15 protein-coding genes and 5 tRNA genes are annotated in these 16803 nt (G+C 39.2%); 15 read left to right on the top strand and 5 right to left on the bottom strand.

Annotation, left to right across the window (positions count from 1 at the left end; genetic code table 11):
• The first annotated feature begins 291 nt into the window (after positions 1–291).
• The 11 genes from GQR56_RS01225 to GQR56_RS01275 all read left to right on the top strand — a co-directional run bounded on the left by GQR56_RS01225 (position 292) and on the right by GQR56_RS01275 (position 9995).
• On the top strand, positions 292–483 hold the full coding sequence (locus GQR56_RS01225; RefSeq protein ID WP_166108886.1) for a hypothetical protein: 192 nt from the start codon (positions 292–294) through the stop codon (positions 481–483).
• 119 nt (positions 484–602) lie between these two features.
• Positions 603–695 (top strand) — tRNA-Ser (locus GQR56_RS01230).
• A gap of 38 nt (positions 696–733) precedes the next feature.
• Positions 734–810 (top strand) — tRNA-Arg (locus GQR56_RS01235).
• Between the two features lie 73 nt (positions 811–883).
• A tRNA-Arg gene (locus GQR56_RS01240) sits at positions 884–960 on the top strand.
• A gap of 147 nt (positions 961–1107) precedes the next feature.
• Positions 1108–1184, top strand: a tRNA-Arg gene (locus GQR56_RS01245).
• Positions 1185–1300: 116 nt separating this feature from the next.
• Positions 1301–1377: transfer RNA gene (locus GQR56_RS01250), tRNA-Arg, on the top strand.
• A gap of 1163 nt (positions 1378–2540) precedes the next feature.
• Positions 2541–3716: a DUF1343 domain-containing protein gene (locus GQR56_RS01255; RefSeq protein WP_166108887.1), complete on the top strand. Its 1176-nt coding sequence runs from the start codon at positions 2541–2543 to the stop codon at positions 3714–3716.
• Between the two features lie 9 nt (positions 3717–3725).
• Complete coding sequence (gene pbp4b / locus GQR56_RS01260; protein ID WP_166108888.1) at positions 3726–5384, top strand: penicillin binding protein PBP4B; 1659 nt, start codon at positions 3726–3728, stop codon at positions 5382–5384.
• 191 nt (positions 5385–5575) lie between these two features.
• Positions 5576–6952, top strand: a complete 1377-nt coding sequence (locus GQR56_RS01265) for a Na+/H+ antiporter NhaC family protein (protein WP_166108889.1) — start codon at positions 5576–5578, stop codon at positions 6950–6952.
• Between the two features lie 269 nt (positions 6953–7221).
• Positions 7222–7929, top strand: a complete 708-nt coding sequence (locus tag GQR56_RS01270) for a hypothetical protein (RefSeq protein WP_024612415.1) — start codon at positions 7222–7224, stop codon at positions 7927–7929.
• Between the two features lie 323 nt (positions 7930–8252).
• Positions 8253–9995, top strand: a complete 1743-nt coding sequence (locus GQR56_RS01275; RefSeq protein WP_166108890.1) for a potassium/proton antiporter — start codon at positions 8253–8255, stop codon at positions 9993–9995.
• A 243-nt stretch (positions 9996–10238) separates the two neighbouring features.
• Here the strand turns inward: GQR56_RS01275 and GQR56_RS01280 are convergent, their stop codons facing one another.
• The 4 genes from GQR56_RS01280 to GQR56_RS01295 form a co-directional block, all read right to left on the bottom strand.
• Positions 10239–10967, bottom strand: coding sequence for a hypothetical protein (locus GQR56_RS01280; RefSeq protein ID WP_166108891.1), 729 nt, complete (start codon positions 10965–10967; stop codon positions 10239–10241).
• Positions 10968–11101: 134 nt separating this feature from the next.
• Entirely contained in the window at positions 11102–11734 is a 633-nt protein-coding gene (locus GQR56_RS01285; protein ID WP_166108892.1) for a hypothetical protein, read from the bottom strand.
• Positions 11721–12344, bottom strand: coding sequence for a sigma-70 family RNA polymerase sigma factor (locus GQR56_RS01290; protein ID WP_166108893.1), 624 nt, complete (start codon positions 12342–12344; stop codon positions 11721–11723). Before GQR56_RS01290 ends, GQR56_RS01285 begins: the two co-directional genes overlap by 14 nt.
• Positions 12345–12358: 14 nt before the next feature.
• Complete coding sequence (locus GQR56_RS01295) at positions 12359–12994, bottom strand: energy transducer TonB (RefSeq protein ID WP_166108894.1); 636 nt, start codon at positions 12992–12994, stop codon at positions 12359–12361.
• 145 nt (positions 12995–13139) lie between these two features.
• Between GQR56_RS01295 and GQR56_RS01300 the strand changes: the two genes are divergently transcribed.
• From GQR56_RS01300 to GQR56_RS01310, 3 genes are all read left to right on the top strand, one after another.
• On the top strand, positions 13140–13646 hold the full coding sequence (locus GQR56_RS01300) for a DUF3087 domain-containing protein (protein WP_024612191.1): 507 nt from the start codon (positions 13140–13142) through the stop codon (positions 13644–13646).
• Positions 13647–13680: 34 nt separating this feature from the next.
• Entirely contained in the window at positions 13681–14130 is a 450-nt protein-coding gene (locus tag GQR56_RS01305) for a low molecular weight protein-tyrosine-phosphatase (RefSeq protein ID WP_166108895.1), read from the top strand.
• A gap of 98 nt (positions 14131–14228) precedes the next feature.
• Positions 14229–14738 carry a hypothetical protein gene (locus GQR56_RS01310; protein ID WP_166108896.1) on the top strand — a complete coding sequence of 170 codons (510 nt, stop codon included), beginning with the start codon at positions 14229–14231 and terminating at the stop codon, positions 14736–14738.
• Between the two features lie 67 nt (positions 14739–14805).
• Here GQR56_RS01310 and GQR56_RS01315 read toward each other — a convergent pair whose 3' ends face one another.
• Entirely contained in the window at positions 14806–15903 is a 1098-nt protein-coding gene (locus GQR56_RS01315) for a TonB family protein (protein ID WP_024612194.1), read from the bottom strand.
• A gap of 255 nt (positions 15904–16158) precedes the next feature.
• Between GQR56_RS01315 and ribA the strand changes: the two genes are divergently transcribed.
• Entirely contained in the window at positions 16159–16782 is a 624-nt protein-coding gene (gene ribA / locus GQR56_RS01320; protein WP_166108897.1) for a GTP cyclohydrolase II, read from the top strand.
• Positions 16783–16803: the final 21 nt, after the last annotated feature.

A 16803-nucleotide genomic window follows, 5' to 3' on the forward strand; every position in this document is an offset into this window, starting at 1 on the left:
GTTGTGAGAGATCTCTCTAACTAACCCTAATTACTTTTCATTGCATAAAATGAGATAGATAATTAAAAGTAGTTATAGGTATTAGTTAATATTTCATTCAGTTTCATTAGCCTATTGTTATGTGCAGTTGTTTAGAATCAGCGACAACGATACTTATAACTTTTTGGTATAGCTATTTTCAAATTCAATATTGTGTTTGTATCGATTTTGACTACACTATGACTGAAATTCAGATGCCCTCAGATGTTCAGGGTTTTAAATATAAATACTAAACGGACTTAGAATAATAAAATGAAAAACAAACGTGTTGAAGAATTGCCAGATATTTGTACAACAGAGCAAGCTCGACAAAATTATTATAGAGCCTGCATTGCTGAGTTTCAGCAATTAGGATACCAAGAGCAGTACCTTGCAAACTTATCGGATGATTTAATCCCTGTGTTAGGTGTAAATAACACCGATAAAAATTCAGGAAACGTTTAATTTTCAAACTAATTACACTTAAAAGCCAACCTTGTGGACAATCTATAACCATATAGCCACTTTTGGTAGAAAAGTGTTTGACATATTTTCTGAAATCTTTATTATACGCCCCACAAGACGGAGAGGTGTCCGAGTGGCCGAAGGAGCTCCCCTGCTAAGGGAGTATAGAGTTTGTAGCTCTATCGAGGGTTCGAATCCCTCCCTCTCCACCATTTCTTTTAATGGCGTGTTTTGTAAAGTTTTAAAGTATGGGTGCATAGCTCAGCTGGATAGAGTACTCGGCTACGAACCGAGCGGTCGGAGGTTCGAATCCTCCTGCGCCCACCATACTTTAATAACTCGCTTAGAGTCTAAATAAGCAAAAGCTCTACTTAGAGTTAAAATAAGTAAACTATAAAGTGGGTGCATAGCTCAGCTGGATAGAGTACTCGGCTACGAACCGAGCGGTCGGAGGTTCGAATCCTCCTGCGCCCACCACTTTATAGACTCATACTTAGAGTATAAAAAAGTAAAGTATTGGCTAAAGCCAATCGGTCGGAGGTTCATTCTTACAAGATACGTCCTGCGCCCACCACTTTATAGACTCTCACTTAGAGTAAAAACGAGTAAAGTAAAAATGAAAGTGGGTGCATAGCTCAGCTGGATAGAGTACTCGGCTACGAACCGAGCGGTCGGAGGTTCGAATCCTCCTGCGCCCACCACTTTCATGTTTTCATACGCTTTTAAAGTGTAAGAAAAATAAACCGATGGAAATCGGTTTTTTTATGTCTGAATTTATACGCTCTGCTTAGAGTTTAAATAAGCAATCTATGAAAGTGGGTGCATAGCTCAGCTGGATAGAGTACTCGGCTACGAACCGAGCGGTCGGAGGTTCGAATCCTCCTGCGCCCACCACTTTCATAACAAGCCGACATTAAGTCGGTTTTTTTGTGCCTAAAATAAAGTGAAGTGAAGTGTAGAGTTTAGGAGGATTGAGAACCAAGAAGTCGGAGGTTCACTCTTACAAGATACGTCCTGCGCTCACCACTTTCATAAATAAGCCGACATTAAGTCGGTTTTTTTGTGACTGAAATAAAGTGAAGTGTAGAGTTTAGGAGGATTGAGAACCAAGAAGTCGGAGGTTCACTCTTACAAGATACGTCCTGCGCCCACCACTTTCATAACAAGCCGACATTAAGTCGGTTTTTTTGTGCCTAAAATAAAGTGAAGCTGACAGATTGCTATCCTGTAGATACCAAGCTTATTCATCCGTTGTAGACGCTGAGCTTGCTCGCGTGAGAAGCGCCAGCTTCTAATCACTTACCACCGATATAACTGATACTTTATTTACGAGCGTTGCTCGTCGCGTCAGCAAGCTGTACGCCTACAAGTAAAACCAGCTCTAATCTTTAATTTAAACTCCGAGCTTATTCATTCGTTGTAGACGCTGAGCTTGCTCGCGTGAGAAGCGTAGCTTCTAATTACTTACCACCGATATAACTGATACTTTATTTACAAGCGTTGCTCGTCGCGTCAGCAAGCTGTACGGCTACAAGTAAAACCAGCTCTAATATTTAAATCCAAACACGGAGCTTATTCATTCGTTGTAGACGCTGAGCCTGCTCGCGTGAGAAGCGTAGCTTCTAATTACTTACCACCAATATAACTGATACTTTATTTACAAGCGTTGCTCGTTGCGTCATCAAGCTGTACGCCTACAAGTAGAACCAGCCCTAACCCTTAAATCCATACTCCGAGCTATCCATCCGTTGTAGACGCTGAGCTTGCTCGCGTGAGAAGCGCTAGCTTCTAATTACTTACCACCGATATAACTGATACTTTATTTACGAGCTTCGCTTTAACGCGTCAGCAAGCTGTACGCCTACAAATAAAACCAGCTCTAATCTTTAATTTAAACTTCGAGCTTATTCATTCGTTGTAGACGCTGAGCTTGCTCGCGTGAGAAGCGCCAGCTTCTAATCACTATATCTACTCAAGCCTACTTAACCCCTTTCTAAAGCTGCTCTTTAATATTACCTATGTTACTTTAAACGTCTTGTTTAAAAGGATATTACAGTATGTTTAAAACCCTATTTATTACGTTGTTTTTTATTATTAGCGCTATTTTTATTTCCAGTGCCCAAGCCAACGAGGCTAATAACTCACTTGTTGTAGGTGCGCAGCAATATGCTAAATATTTACCGCAGTTAAAAAATAAACGCGTAGGGCTGGTAGTTAATCAAACATCAACAGTAGGGCAAACTCACTTAGTAGATGCTCTGCTGACTAAAAACATAAATATAACTAAAATTTTTGCACCTGAGCATGGCTTTAGAGGCGATCACGATGCAGGCGCACATGTAAAAAATGCCGTTGATAGCAAAACCGGTATTCCGCTTATTTCTATTTACGGTAAAAATAAAAAACCAAGCCAAGCTGCTTTAGCCGATGTTGATGTCATTATTTTTGATATTCAAGATGTGGGAGTGCGCTTTTATACTTACATAAGCTCTATGCACTACATGATGGAAGCCGCAGCAGAGCAGGGGATAGAATTTTTAGTACTCGACAGACCCAATCCAAATATTGCCTACGTTGACGGACCAATATTAGAGCCACAATTTAAATCGTTTGTAGGCATGCACCCAATTCCTGTGTTACACGGTATGACCGTTGGCGAACTTGCCAAAATGATCAAAGGCGAGGGTTGGATCAATAAAGCGCCCGATTTAAAATTAACCGTGATCCCTGTTGATCATTACACTCGCAAAAGTGCTTATAGTTTGCCTGTAAAACCAAGTCCTAACTTACCTAACGATCAAGCCATTGCGCTTTATCCGTCGCTTTGCTTTTTTGAGGCAACGCCTATCAGTATTGGCAGAGGTACCGACTTTGCGTTTCAAGTAATTGGCTATTCGCCAGTTGCATTAGGTGATTTTAATTTTACGCCGCGTGCAATTAAAGGCGCTGCTTTAAACCCTAAATTTAAAAACCAAACCGTGCAAGGGCTCGATTTAAGACAAGTAAACATCACAGGTCTAAATTTAACTTACTTAATAAATGTGTACACGGAGCTTAGTAAAAACAACATCTCGTTTTTTGAGCGTGCTGACTTTATGGATAAACTAGCGGGTACTAATAAACTACGCTTAGCTATTGAAGCAGGACAATCAGAAGCGCAAATAAAACAAAGCTGGCAGGCGGGGCTTTCGCAATTTAAAGCGCAAAGAGCGCCTTACTTGCTATATAAATAAGGGCATCCCATGTTCGTTGCTTTAAAAAACCAAAGGAGTGGCTGCATTAAAAAAGCATTTATAGTGGCTTTAAGCTTTATTGCCGTGGGTTGCACTACACCACCGCAGCCTATTAGCTCACTGCCACTACTAACAAAAAGCCAACTTGTAGAATTACCTAACGCACAAGTAGTTGTTACGTTTCCTGAGGTAAACCCAAGTAGTCGGTTTTATGTAAATAACCGAGGAACGTTTAAAGCTTACAAAGGGCGCGGTCAATTATTGATACAAAACCATAACGCACAAAGCGCCGATATTTATATTAATAATCAAAAGCTCGACGTTAGCCAATTAAGCGCAAATACTTTGTATAATTACAGCTTGGCAAAAAGCACTCACAATGGTGTTAATACATTTAAGGTTGAAAATATAATTCCTGAAGGCGCAAGTTTAACGCTGCGTTTTGCATTCCCTACTTTAAATAGTCAGCCTGTTAAGCCTGTTGATTTTAGTGAAGTAGATGCACTTATTGAGCGTGATGTAAAAGCGGGTTTTCCTGGGGCTGTACTGGCTGTTGTTAAAAATGGTGAACTAATAAAATTAACCGCCTATGGCGATGCAAAACAATATCAGCAAAGTGATTTAATGTTACTTCGGCCAGAGCCAATGCAAACTAATACCTTGTTCGATCTTGCCTCAAACACCAAAATATTCGCAACCAACTTTGCACTTATGAAATTAGTAAGCGAAGGGTTATTGAATATTAATAAACCCGTGCAAAGCTACCTAAGCGAATATAAAGGTGAAGGGCGAACTGAGCGTACAATAAAAGATTTACTCACTCACAGCGCCGGATACCCACCAGTATTTGACTTTCATCGCAAAGATGGTCGTTATGGTGAAGCGTTTTATTCTCAAAATAGCAAAACCACCAAACAGCTATTACTTACCAGCGTACCTTTTAGTAATAAATCATCTGGGCAGCATGTTTATTCAGATATTGATTACATGATTTTAGGCGTGCTGATTGAGCGCATTACTGGGCAGCCTCTTGACGAATACCTAGAGCAGCAAGTTTATGCGCCATTAAAACTAACTAACACGTTATTTAATCCACTTAAAAAAGGCTTTAAGCATAATCAATTTGCAGCCACCGAGCTTAGCGGTAACACGCGAGACGGGCGCATTAAGTTTGATAATATTCGCACCGGTGTTTTACAAGGGCAAGTACATGACGAGCGCGCTTACTACTCACTTGATGGCGTAGCAGGGCATGCGGGATTATTTAGTAATGCCCACGACTTAGCCGTGCTTTGTCAGCTATTATTAAATAGCGGTGGTTACGGCGACCAACAATTATTTAGTGCCAGTGCCTTAGCACAATTTTTAACGCCTCAAAGCAGCGATGAAACCTACGGGCTTGGCTTTAGGCTTGCTGGTAACAACCAAGCGAGGCGTTGGCACTTTGGTCCTTATGCAAGCGCACAAGCATACGGGCACACAGGTTGGACGGGGACAGTAACCGTAATCGACCCCGCTTACGATTTGGCTATTGTTTTACTTACTAATGCTCGCCATAGCGCAATTAAAGGTTCGCAAAAACGTTACGAATTTACAGGTAAACAATTCGAAACCGCACAGTACGGATCGGTAGTGTCGCTTATTTATGAGGCGTTACTAAATCAATAAGCTATCGTATAGGTTAAAACGTGCTAACTGTGCCACCTTAAGTGATTTATTTACAGGTGACTTGAGTAAGGCAATCCATTAAGCTAAGCGGTCTATAAAACTAAGCCGGTTTATGTTGTTAGGCTTAACAAATAAGCGTTAAAGCGCGTACAAAGCGAGTATCACTCGCTGATAATTAAGGTTAACTTTTTATGCATTGGTATTCTATTTTACCGCCGTTGATAGCGATTGCTATCGTGTTTTGGCGAAAAGAAGTAATTATGGCGCTACTTGTTGCTGTTGCTTCTTCTGAGTTTTTACTCGCCTTTCAGGGCGAAGGTAATAGCTTGTTTGACACTTTTTTAAATACCATTGAACGTATTATTTCGGTTGCAAGCTCGCCAGGTAATACACGCATATTAATATTTAGTATTTTAATTGGTGCACTGCTTGCCTATATTCGTGAATCTGGCGGCGTTGCAGCAACTGTTAATATGCTAATGAATAAAGGCATTGCAAAAAGTAAGCGCCAAGTAGGCTTTTTAACCATGTTTACCGGCATTGCAGTATTTATAGAATCTAACCTGAGCGTACTTACCTCCGGTATTTTATCGCGTGGCTTATTCGACAAATTTAAAATGAGCCGAGCGCGTCTAGCTTACATTATTGACAGCACCAGTGCGCCAGTGTGTATTTTAATACTACTTAATGGCTGGGGCGCATTTGTACTTGGTTTGTTAGGTAACTACGAGCTAGGTGAGTCGGCTGTATCGGTATTGTGGGGCAGCGTAGGGTATAACTTTTACGCCATAATTACCCTTGCCATTGTTTTTTACACAATCGCGTTTGATAAAGTGCACGGTCCAATGAAAGAAGCCGAAGAAAAACTAGAGCTTCAAACAACCGACTTAAAAGATGATATAAAAGCCTCTAAAGCGCGTTACATGTTAATCCCGCTTATTACGCTAATTACCAGCATGGTTGGTTTTATGTATTACACCGGTAATGGTGTACTTGCCGAGGGTAGCGGTTCTAAATCAGTATTGTACGCAACAGTTTTAGCCATTGTTGTAGCTTACTTTTTAATGATTGGCTCACGTAAATTTACGCACCATCAATTAGTTGATACCGGTTTTAAAGGTATGGGCGAATTAATGCCGCTAGTCGCCATTGTGCTGCTTTCGCTTACACTCGGTGCAAGCCTTAAAGAGCTTGGCACTGGCGTATTTGTAGCATCACTTGTTGGCGACTACTTACCTATTTACTTAATCGTACCGGTGCTGTTTCTAACTGGCGCGGTAATGTCGTTTACTACAGGTACATCGTGGGGTACGTTTGCTATATTAATCCCAATCGGTGTGCCACTTATTCAAGCGCTAGGTTTACCGCCGTCGCTTGTTGTTGGTGCTATTTTGGGTGGTGGTATATTTGGCGATCACTGCTCGCCTATATCCGACACCAGCGCCGTATCGGCTATTGCATCGGGGTGTGATTTACTCACACACGTTAAAACGCAGCTACCGTATGCCTTATTTGGTGGTGGTCTTACATTTGTAGCCTACTTAGTTACAAGCATAATTGTTTTGTAAGAGCGTACTATAGAAGTAATGCTTTAATAAACGAGCAATAATAATTACCTAAAAGCCTGCAACTATGCAGGCTTTTTAATGCGTTAAAATCTTCCACTCTAAATATCAGTAATACTTTGAAGAATATTACGTTTGTAAAATTGTTTAGTATTTAATATCAATTTATACAAGTTGAATAAAAAACAATCCAAATATTTGTTTTTAGATATTAATATTATTGACCAACATGATATAATTTTGACCATAAAATGATTAATAAGGATATTTTAGTGGATATAATTATCGGGCAACACGCACTTAAGAAAAAATCTCAATTAATGCAACTTTCTGAACGTGCAATTGGTAAAGCCTTTAAAGATCAAGCTGCTTTAGCAATACAAATGACACAATGTAGCGCAGCTGTTTATCGTCGATTACAAAGAACTTATAAATCAAATATAACACCAAGAGATCAAAAGCGTGTTAAAGCGGGTGGTTTGAGTACTGAATCAGTTAAATTTTCTACAAGTAATAATAGCCAAAAATCTTTTAATAGCTTACTTCCTGCAATGCGAGGAAGAGCAGCTCCTACAAACACTTCAAAAACTTCAAACGATGTTGCAATTGCTTCTAATCAACCACAAGCTGTTAATTTACTCGCTTTATTACACCCCGTAATAAGTGGCGACATAATGAAAACAGGTAATAGTGTTGAAAAAACAGCGACTATATTAGGGTTAGTAACAACAACTGCAGGCTTTATAGTTCCAGGCGGTGGAGCTGTATCATCAATTGTTGGCTGGATTGGAAGTGGTGCTACTTATTCTGGTTTTTCAATGTCGAGAATTCGCTCTGATGCGCCAGACCGAGCTTACCATCAGCTAACAAATTATATTACATGGCTAGCTGCTTGGAATAAAAAAGCGTGTGAATTAATTGATATAGCAGATCCAAACGGACAATGGAATTTTCGAGATATTGAGCATGGATTTTCATAAAATCAGACTGTAAATAGCGTTTTAAAAGAACGCGTATGATGCGCTAAAGCACGTTATACCTTTTATTATTGCTTACAGTTATTGAAAAGCCTGCTTAATTGCAGGCTTTTTGTTTTAAAAATAAATAAAGCTAAGCTAAGTTGAGCTAAGTTGAGCTGAGTAATATTAAATCCAACGATTATCTAACTTCCATTTAAACTATCTAAATATAGACTTAAGTACCCATATTTATATTTTTTAGGTTATTGTATAGCAAGCGCTTTAAGCTTTTTAATAGCTGGCAACTCTACTTTTTAACTTATATAAGGCTGTAAACCCACACTATGTTTGTAATTGATAATATCATTCTTGTAAGTGCTATTTTGATTTTACTCGGAGTAATATCGAGTAAATTATCTGCACGCGTTGGCTTGCCTGTGCTGGTGCTATTTTTACTTGTAGGAATGCTCGCAGGTGAAGATGGTATTGCAGGTATTTCATTCGATAACGCAGAGGCAGCGCATGCTCTGGGTACTTTAGCACTAGCCATTATTTTATTTGATGGTGGCTTACAAACGCCTATTAGTTCGATTAAACAAGTGTGGAAACCCGCTTCCGCTTTAGCGACCGTTGGGGTGTTATTTACCGCTGTAATTACCGGCCTTGTAGCTACTTATATTTTAGACCTGCCTATATTGCAAGGTGTTTTACTGGGCGCTATTGTCGGCTCTACAGATGCCGCCGCAGTGTTTGCACTTTTACGAAGTGCGGGCATTCACTTAAATAAAAAGCTTAAGTCTACTCTTGAAATTGAAAGTGCGTCTAACGATCCAATGGCTATTTTTCTAACGGTCGGCTTGTTAGAAATGCTTGTTAATGACATGCCAATAGGGCTGGGTTTACTACAATTATTTGCTCAACAAATGGGTGTGGGCGCTATTTGTGGTCTTTTAATTGGTAAGGTATCTGTTTGGTTTATTAATCGAATTAAGCTAAATGCATCGGGCTTATATTTAGTGATGGTAACAGCATTTGGACTGCTCTCTTTTGGCCTTTCAGCAACGCTCGGCGGTAGTGGGTTTTTAGCTGTATTTATAACGGGCGTAATTTTAGGTAACAGTAAGTTTGTATATAAACGCGGTATTTTTCTTTTTCATGACGGTTTAGCATGGCTTGGGCAAATAACCATGTTTGTTGTATTAGGACTTCTTATTAATCCATCGTCGTTGGTTGATGTATGGCTAGAAGGATTGCTTATTGCACTGGCACTTATTTTTGTTGCTCGCCCATTAGCTGTAGCGCCTATTTTAAAACTATTTGGTTTTAACAATCGCGAAACCTTGTTTGTATCTTGGGTTGGTCTTAGGGGCTCAGTGCCCATTATTTTAGCTATATTCCCATTACTCTTTGGCCTTTCAGGGGCTGAGCTTATTTTTAATGTTGTTTTTTTCGTGGTATTAATTTCAGCAACGTTACAGGGCTCAACAATGTCTTGGATGGCTAAAAAACTAAATTTAGTAGAGTCGCCACCTGATTTAGCTGCTGCAACGCTCGAAATTACAGCGCTAAACGATATTGATATAGAGATTGTAGAATACACATTAAGTGACGTTTCCCGCGTTTCTGAGCGCAGTTTGTCACATGCGGCACTTCCTGAGAGTGTGGTTGTTGCTATGATCACACGGGGTCCGTCAATCATACCGCCACGAGGCTCAACTAAGTTAAAAGCAAACGATCACTTATTTGTTGTTTTAAAACCAGATAACAGACCTTTTGTTGATTTAGTTTTTACAGCAACCGATAAAACAAACCATCAAGATAGCCACTTAGCCCACAACGAGCTTAAAGTAAAAGGGGTGACGTTGGTAGGCGATATATTTTACTCTTATCACATGCAAATAGACGCCCCAGAAGAGATAAGCTTGGAAGAAGTGATTAACCAAAAGCTTTCAGGAGAAGTCAGTAAAGGCTCTATTGTTGTTATTGGTAATGTGCAAATACGCGTTATAACAATGGTACATACGCGCATAGTTACCATTGGCTTAAAGTACTTAAATAATCCAGAAAAGCGGCTTTTAAAGCAGTAATTATTAACAATGATTTATTTAGCGCTAAGATCACATTTTTAACGGACGTAGGTTGGGTTGAGTGACACGAAACCCAACGGATCTCCAATGCAATGAGTACACCCAAAGCTAGTTATATGTAGTGTTTATTGTAGGTGAACAGCTTGCTGGCGCGTCGGGCGTTAGCCGGAAATAAGTGCGTAAAAACTTAATCAGTTTTTGCTAGATTGATGAACACAAGTCTATGTTTTTAAAAAGTGGGTACTAAAAGCTACCTTTTTTATATTCTTCGAATCTATTTGTTGTTACTAAGGTAAAGTCTTTTAGGCCCAAACTATATGCATATTTTTCTATAATTTTCTTTGATGATGAATGATCATCTTCTTTTTCTGAATTTCTAAGTAGGCTTATATCATCATTAAGTTCTTCACTTGATATACCAAGCTTTAAAGTAGATGCTAAAGATATAGCTTTATATTTCTTATTGTTAATCTCATCTATTGATTCGATAATTTTTTCTCTATTTCGAGGTTGTATGAAATCATAATTCTTTTTGAAATTAATAATATCTGATATTGAGTACATTTTTACCGAAGTATCTATCCCATTACTTTGTAAAAAACCTTCAGCTTCACTTGGAAATTTTTTTTGATCACCTTCTACTTTGTTGATTAAGTCTTGATACATACTTAAGCGATTGTTGTACTCTCTGATAATCTGATTCAATATAAATATAGATACTAAGGTTTCGATAAATTCATTTTCTTTTTGATATTTAAATTGGTCAAACCAAGAGTTTCCCGCTGTGTAAGCCGCGACCAAAAGTAATGTAGTTGTGTACGCTATTATAAAAGTGAATGTAGCTATAATTACATCGCTTAATGTCCCCCAGCTTCCGTTAGGTACCCAAAGAATATAGGAAATAAATACTAAAAGTAATAAAATAAAATTAGCAAATGTTAACCGTTGAAACCATATTTTGAACTTACCCATAGTTTTCCTTTAGCTTATTTATACTTTTATTCTGTTGTTTTCTTTATCTTACACAAATTAAATTTTTTAATCTTCTCGAACCCTTGGTCTACCTATGTTAGAAAATAGATTCAAATGAATAAACTCATTGCAATCTAAGCCCCACATTGCCTAACCCCAGCCCTCGCATGTTTAAGTGCAATAATTTGCCCCTTACCGTTATGCGCCATAGCCAGCATATCACCCGTATTTATATTACTTTCTACCGCGTGCTTACCTTTTAAATCACTGAGCAGTGAATGCTTAATTTGCACTAGCACCTCGTCATTACAGCTGGCTATGTACCAGTCGTTATCGACCTTTACGAGCGTGCCATATTCTACAATGCGTTGTTGATGGCGGCGTAAGTCGTTAGCTAATTGACTGTCGAGCGCGTGCTTTTGCTCTGTAATGGAACTTGCATAGCTACCAGCTTGGTTTATTTCGTGGGTTTTTATAAATGAATAGTCGTGAATGTCTATGGTGTTAAGCTTTGTGTTAAGCACTGTTTTAGGCTCTATATTTATTACGTCGTTATTATTAAGCACAATAAAGGCGAACACACCAAGCGCGCAGGCTAGGCTAGTTAGTTGTAGCGTAAAACTAAGCCTTGTGGGCTTTTTAGGCTTTATGTGTGTGGCTTTTTTAAGTAACGCTTTTTGTTGGGCAGCGCTGAGTGTAGTGCGTGCTTTTCGCTCTTTGTAGTGTTGTGTGAGCTTTTGATCAAACGGCTCATCAGGCTTGTTCATTGTTTGCTCCTAATAAACGTTTAAGGTTTTGCTTGGCATAACGCAGCCTTGTTTTAATGGTTTCGGTATTGCTTTGCGTTATGAGTTCTATGTCGGCGAGCGAAAAGCCTTCTTGTTGCAAAGTAATGGCTTCGCGCTGTACAAAGCTAAGTTGTTTTAGCGCGATGTTGAATGCTTCATAACTTATGTTTGAGCTGCCTATATTTAAGTTATCTATATGCGAGTCTCCACTAGTTAAGCCACCACTATTTAAGTCGTTTTCGCTTTTGTCATTTTGTGCTGGTAAGTGCGTGTTTTCGTCAAACTCTACAAAGCGTTGTTGCCTGCGGTATTCGTCAATGAGTGTGTTGCGGGCAAGTTTAAATAACCACGCTTTTGGCGTGGTTTGCGCTTGGTAAAGGTGGCGTTTTTCGATTACTTTTAGCCATGTTTGTTGGCTTACGTCGTATGCTAAATGCGTATTAGATTGAGTAACAAGGTAGTGGTATAAGTCGTTACTGTAGAGGGCAATAAGCTGCTCTAAGTAACGATTGTCGCCACTTTTTGCGTAACTTGCCATGCAGTCCTTGCTTGGCGTTTCAAATAACCATGACTTAATACTTAGTAGCATAGGCGTTTAGTCCGTTAAATAGAGTTATCTAATTTAAAATCGAGCTGTACGGTTTGACCTGTTTGTAATTGTGCCACACCTTCAATTACTTTGGGGCGATATTTCCAGCGTTTAATGGCTCTTATTGCTTCGCGGTCAAAGGTACGTTTTGGCTCGGCGTTAATGACCACTGGGTCGATTACTTCCCCCGTTGGCGAAATACTAAAACTTAGTTGCACCCAACCTTCAATACCATCGCGCGCGGCTGTAGTTGGGTATTTAGGGTTTATGCGCACAATGGGTGTTGCATCTCCCGTTGGGCGATTAATGGTGTTGTTAATGTCGCCATCAAAATCGTCAATTGTAACCGGCGTAAAGTCGCTAATTGCTAGAACAGGATCGGGCGATGAATCGAGTGGTGGTGCTTTAGGCGGCACTTTAGGCATTGGCGGTGGCGGCTGTATTTTTTGTATATGCCTTAGCTTTGAATCCTTAGGCGCCTGAAAAATCTCTACTATAATATCGCCGACAGGTTTAACCGGTGCACGCTGCTCGCCACTGATTAAATACTGCATAAACGCAAAAGCAGCAAAGGTCATTGCGGCGCCGCCAATAACAGCGGTCGATGTTTTAATAAATACTGGATTGTTAGGTACTTCAAGTGTGTGCATAAGCCGCTCCAAATTAACTCATTAAGGTGTTTTCAAAGCTATAACGGGTGGCAAATCAAAAAGGGGTGAAATAGTTTTATAAAAAATGCGGGGTTTAGTTACAATAGCCATTCGAAAATATTAAAACTCAAATTTTTAGGCTGTTATGCAACTCATTGAAATAAATAAAGCACGTTACCGTAAACATTTAAACCGTGTTATTGCAGGTTGTGGTGTAGGTTTGGCTGTAGGCAGCTTGGCTATATCGCAAACGCTGATTGCTTTATTTCCTGATGAAAGTGGTAGTCATTTTCATTGGAACTTAATAGGTGTTGCTATTACTAGCGTTGGGCTTGCATGGTTACTTCATAAATACCGTACTCATACGTTTATGACTGAAGTTGTTTATGTGTGGGAGCTTAAAAAAGCACTTAATAAAATAACTCGTAAAATGGCTAAGTTAAAAGCCGCTGGTCGTGAAGGTAATGCCGATGCGTTATTAGCGATTCATTATAGCTACGCGGGCTCTCGGTTATTGTGGCAACTAGACGATAACCTAATCACTATGGACGATTTAGCCATTAAACAAGCTGAGCTTGAATCTGTTGCAGCGCAGCATAACGTAACGCTTAACGTTGAAGATTACGACGCAAGTATTTTAAAACAGTTTTAAAGCTTAGGTTTTTAAATTAGTTAGAGGAGCCTTAATGAAAAAAGTACTCATAGTTTGTTTAGGTAACATTTGCCGCTCGCCTACGGCAGAGGCGGTATTAAAAGCCCGAGCTAAAAAGCTAGGCGTTAACGTTAAAGTCGATTCGGCAGGGACTATTGGTTACCACGAAGGTAAAGCGCCTGATAGTCGCTCAATGGCTGCTGGCGAAAAACGTGGTTATAGTTTTAAAGGTATTTATTCGCGCAAAGTACGCACCAGCGACTTTACTGAATTTGATTTAATTTTAGCCGCCGATAAGCAAAACTTAACTGATTTAAAAGAGCGTTGCCCAGCGCATTTACAGTATAAATTAGCGTTGTTTTTAGAGTTTGGTGAACAGAGCGTTAGTGCAATTCCTGACCCTTATTACGGCGGAGATGACGGCTTTGAAAATGTACTCAATTTAATTGAAGCGGCGAGTGATAAAATTCTGTCAAAAATTTAATCACCAATAACGACTAGTTTAAAATATAACTAGGCTTTTTTCGTATTGTATCAAGTTCCTAAAGTGAGTACATTTTATGCTTACTCAAAGGGAACTTAATGAAAACAAAAATATTACTACTCACTTTATCTATTGCTTCTTACTCTAGTGCTGCCAACGAGGTTAGTTTTTCGATTGGGGGTGGTTATCCTTATTTGGTTATACCTGAAGTGTCTTTATCGGCTAACGACGACACACAACGCTGGTATGCTAACTATAAACTAGGTCTTGATGATGGATTTTCTGCGGGTTTTGAACAAGCAGTTAGCGATAATAAAAAGCATGCTTTTGGCGCGCTTGTGGGTGCTATTGGCGCAAGAGATACAGACCAAGAGTGTGAAAGTTTAACAAATGATGTAGCAACTGACTTTGCTAATACGCTAGGTTGTGTAATTGGCGGTATTTTTGATGAAGAAACAACAAACGGCATAGGGCTTACTTACAGCTATAACTTTAATGGATTGAACAGCGCTGGTTTTAGATTAGAGCTAGATGTGGGCTATGGTAAAGCAAGCGACAGCAACGAAAAAAGAGCCGATGGCGGTATTAGCGTAAGTTATGAATTTTAACTACGTAGGATTTGTATTAGTTGGTATTAAAAAAGGCGCATAAAGCGCCTTTTTTAATGAGCCGCTTTTAGTGGCGGTTAATTTTAAAGTCGAGTTTTACCTGAGAAATAGCGCTAACGGGTTTGCCATTTTCAAACTTTGGCGCGTAACGCCATTGCTCAAGCGCTGCTTTGGCTGACTTTTCAAATGCGCTGCCGCCTTCAGAGCTAAGTACTTTTGGGTTTTTTACAAAGCCAGCTGCGTCTACCTCAAACTCCATAACAACGCTACCATCGGTACTAAATCTGGCTTTTTGCACTGGGTATCTAGGATTAACACGATAGAGTGGTGTTTGCTCTTGCGATTCTTTCCACGGCATCATTTTAGCTATAGCTAGGCAGTGCTTTGTTGCTTCTTCGCTTTTACCTTGTTTTTCGTAAAGTTCTATAAGCTTAGAATGTGCACTTAGTTCTGCGCTATGATCAAAATCAAAATTGTTATCAAACACACTAACAACGCGGTTTAATCGGCTAATTGCTTCGTCGTACTTTTTACGACCTTGTGCAAATGAAGCCATTAAAAAATCTGCTTTTATGCGATCCAGTGAGTTTTCTGGTAAGTTTTTTTGATAATACTCGTCGGCTTCTTCCAAGTAACTTTTAGCTTGGCGGTACTTTTTGCTTACAAATTTTTGAGTCAGTAACGATGCAGCTTCAAATTTCATATCTGCAACAAATTTTGGCTTGTCTTGCTCAAGGGCTATTTCAATCACCTGTTTTAAATGATTATGGGCTGTTCGGGCTGATTGAGTGTTATTTGCCATGCCAAATATTGCATCAATTGTTTCTACTGATTTTTTACCATTGTTTTTAACTAAAATATCGTATGCTTGTTTGTAAAGAGCGTAGCGTTGATCGTAGTTATCACTGATTGCATCAATAGACTTTGCATAGTTAATAGCAAGGCTTGCGATGTTATCGGAGTCTTTTTCGTAATTATCTAAGCCTGTTGTATAAGCAAGTTTAGCTGCTTGTTTTACGTTTTCGTTTGCTTTTACTGCAGCTAAATAATCTTGGTATGCCTGTGAAAAAATAGCTTGAGAGTCGGTTGATTGGCTTGCAAATGTTGTAGTACTGAGAATAGATAAGCTCATACCTACAATTAAGGCGAGTTGTTTGCGTTTCATAATGATCCCTATTATTTATAATTATACTTTTAGGTACATTAGCAAATAGCATTGATTTTGTCATGAAATTGGGTAAATAAAAGTGAGTATAAAGCTGCTTTTATAGACTTATTTATTCGTTATAAGCATTGAAAATAGGGGCTGCCGTCGCCATATATTTGGCATAAACAGTGTTGTACTACGGTGTATTAATCCTATTTTGTGATATTATCACTTTATTGACGTGTCGTAGTTACTTAAATATTTGGATTTGTCGTGGCGCAAGTAAGAGCAAGAGTCCAGCTTAATGTTGGCAAAAATAGTGATATTCCTGCAGAAATAATCTCGTTTAGTGATTTAAAAGATGGCAAAGAACATGTTGCTATGGTGTTTAACAACGCCGATACAGAACAGGATGTTCCACTTATTCGTATGCATTCAGAGTGTTTAACAGGTGATGTGTTTTACTCATCGCGTTGTGATTGCGGCGAGCAGCTAAATGAATGTATTGAAATGATGCACGAGCAAGGCGGTGTTTTGTTGTATTTGCGCCAAGAAGGTCGCGGCATTGGTTTGTACAATAAAATAGACGCTTATGTATTGCAATCGCAAGGGATGAATACTTACGAGGCTAATAACCACTTAGGTTTTGCTGATGACTTGCGTGATTTTTCGGATGCGGTGTTAATGCTTGGTGCGCTTAATTTAAGCCATGTTAAATTAATGACCAATAATCCTAAAAAGCTTAACGCACTGAGAGATGCCGGTATTAAGGTTGACTCAGTTGTAGGGACGCATGCGCACATTAAAGCGGGTGTTGCGGGTAATAAAGCATATTTAGAAACTAAAATTAAGCATGGCGCGCACATGTTAGATATTAAAAAGATTAAAAAACCTTAATATTAATACTCCAACCCTGTG

Source organism: Pseudoalteromonas sp. Z9A5 (assembly GCF_011378875.1).
Classification (GTDB): Bacteria; Pseudomonadota; Gammaproteobacteria; order Enterobacterales; family Alteromonadaceae; genus Pseudoalteromonas.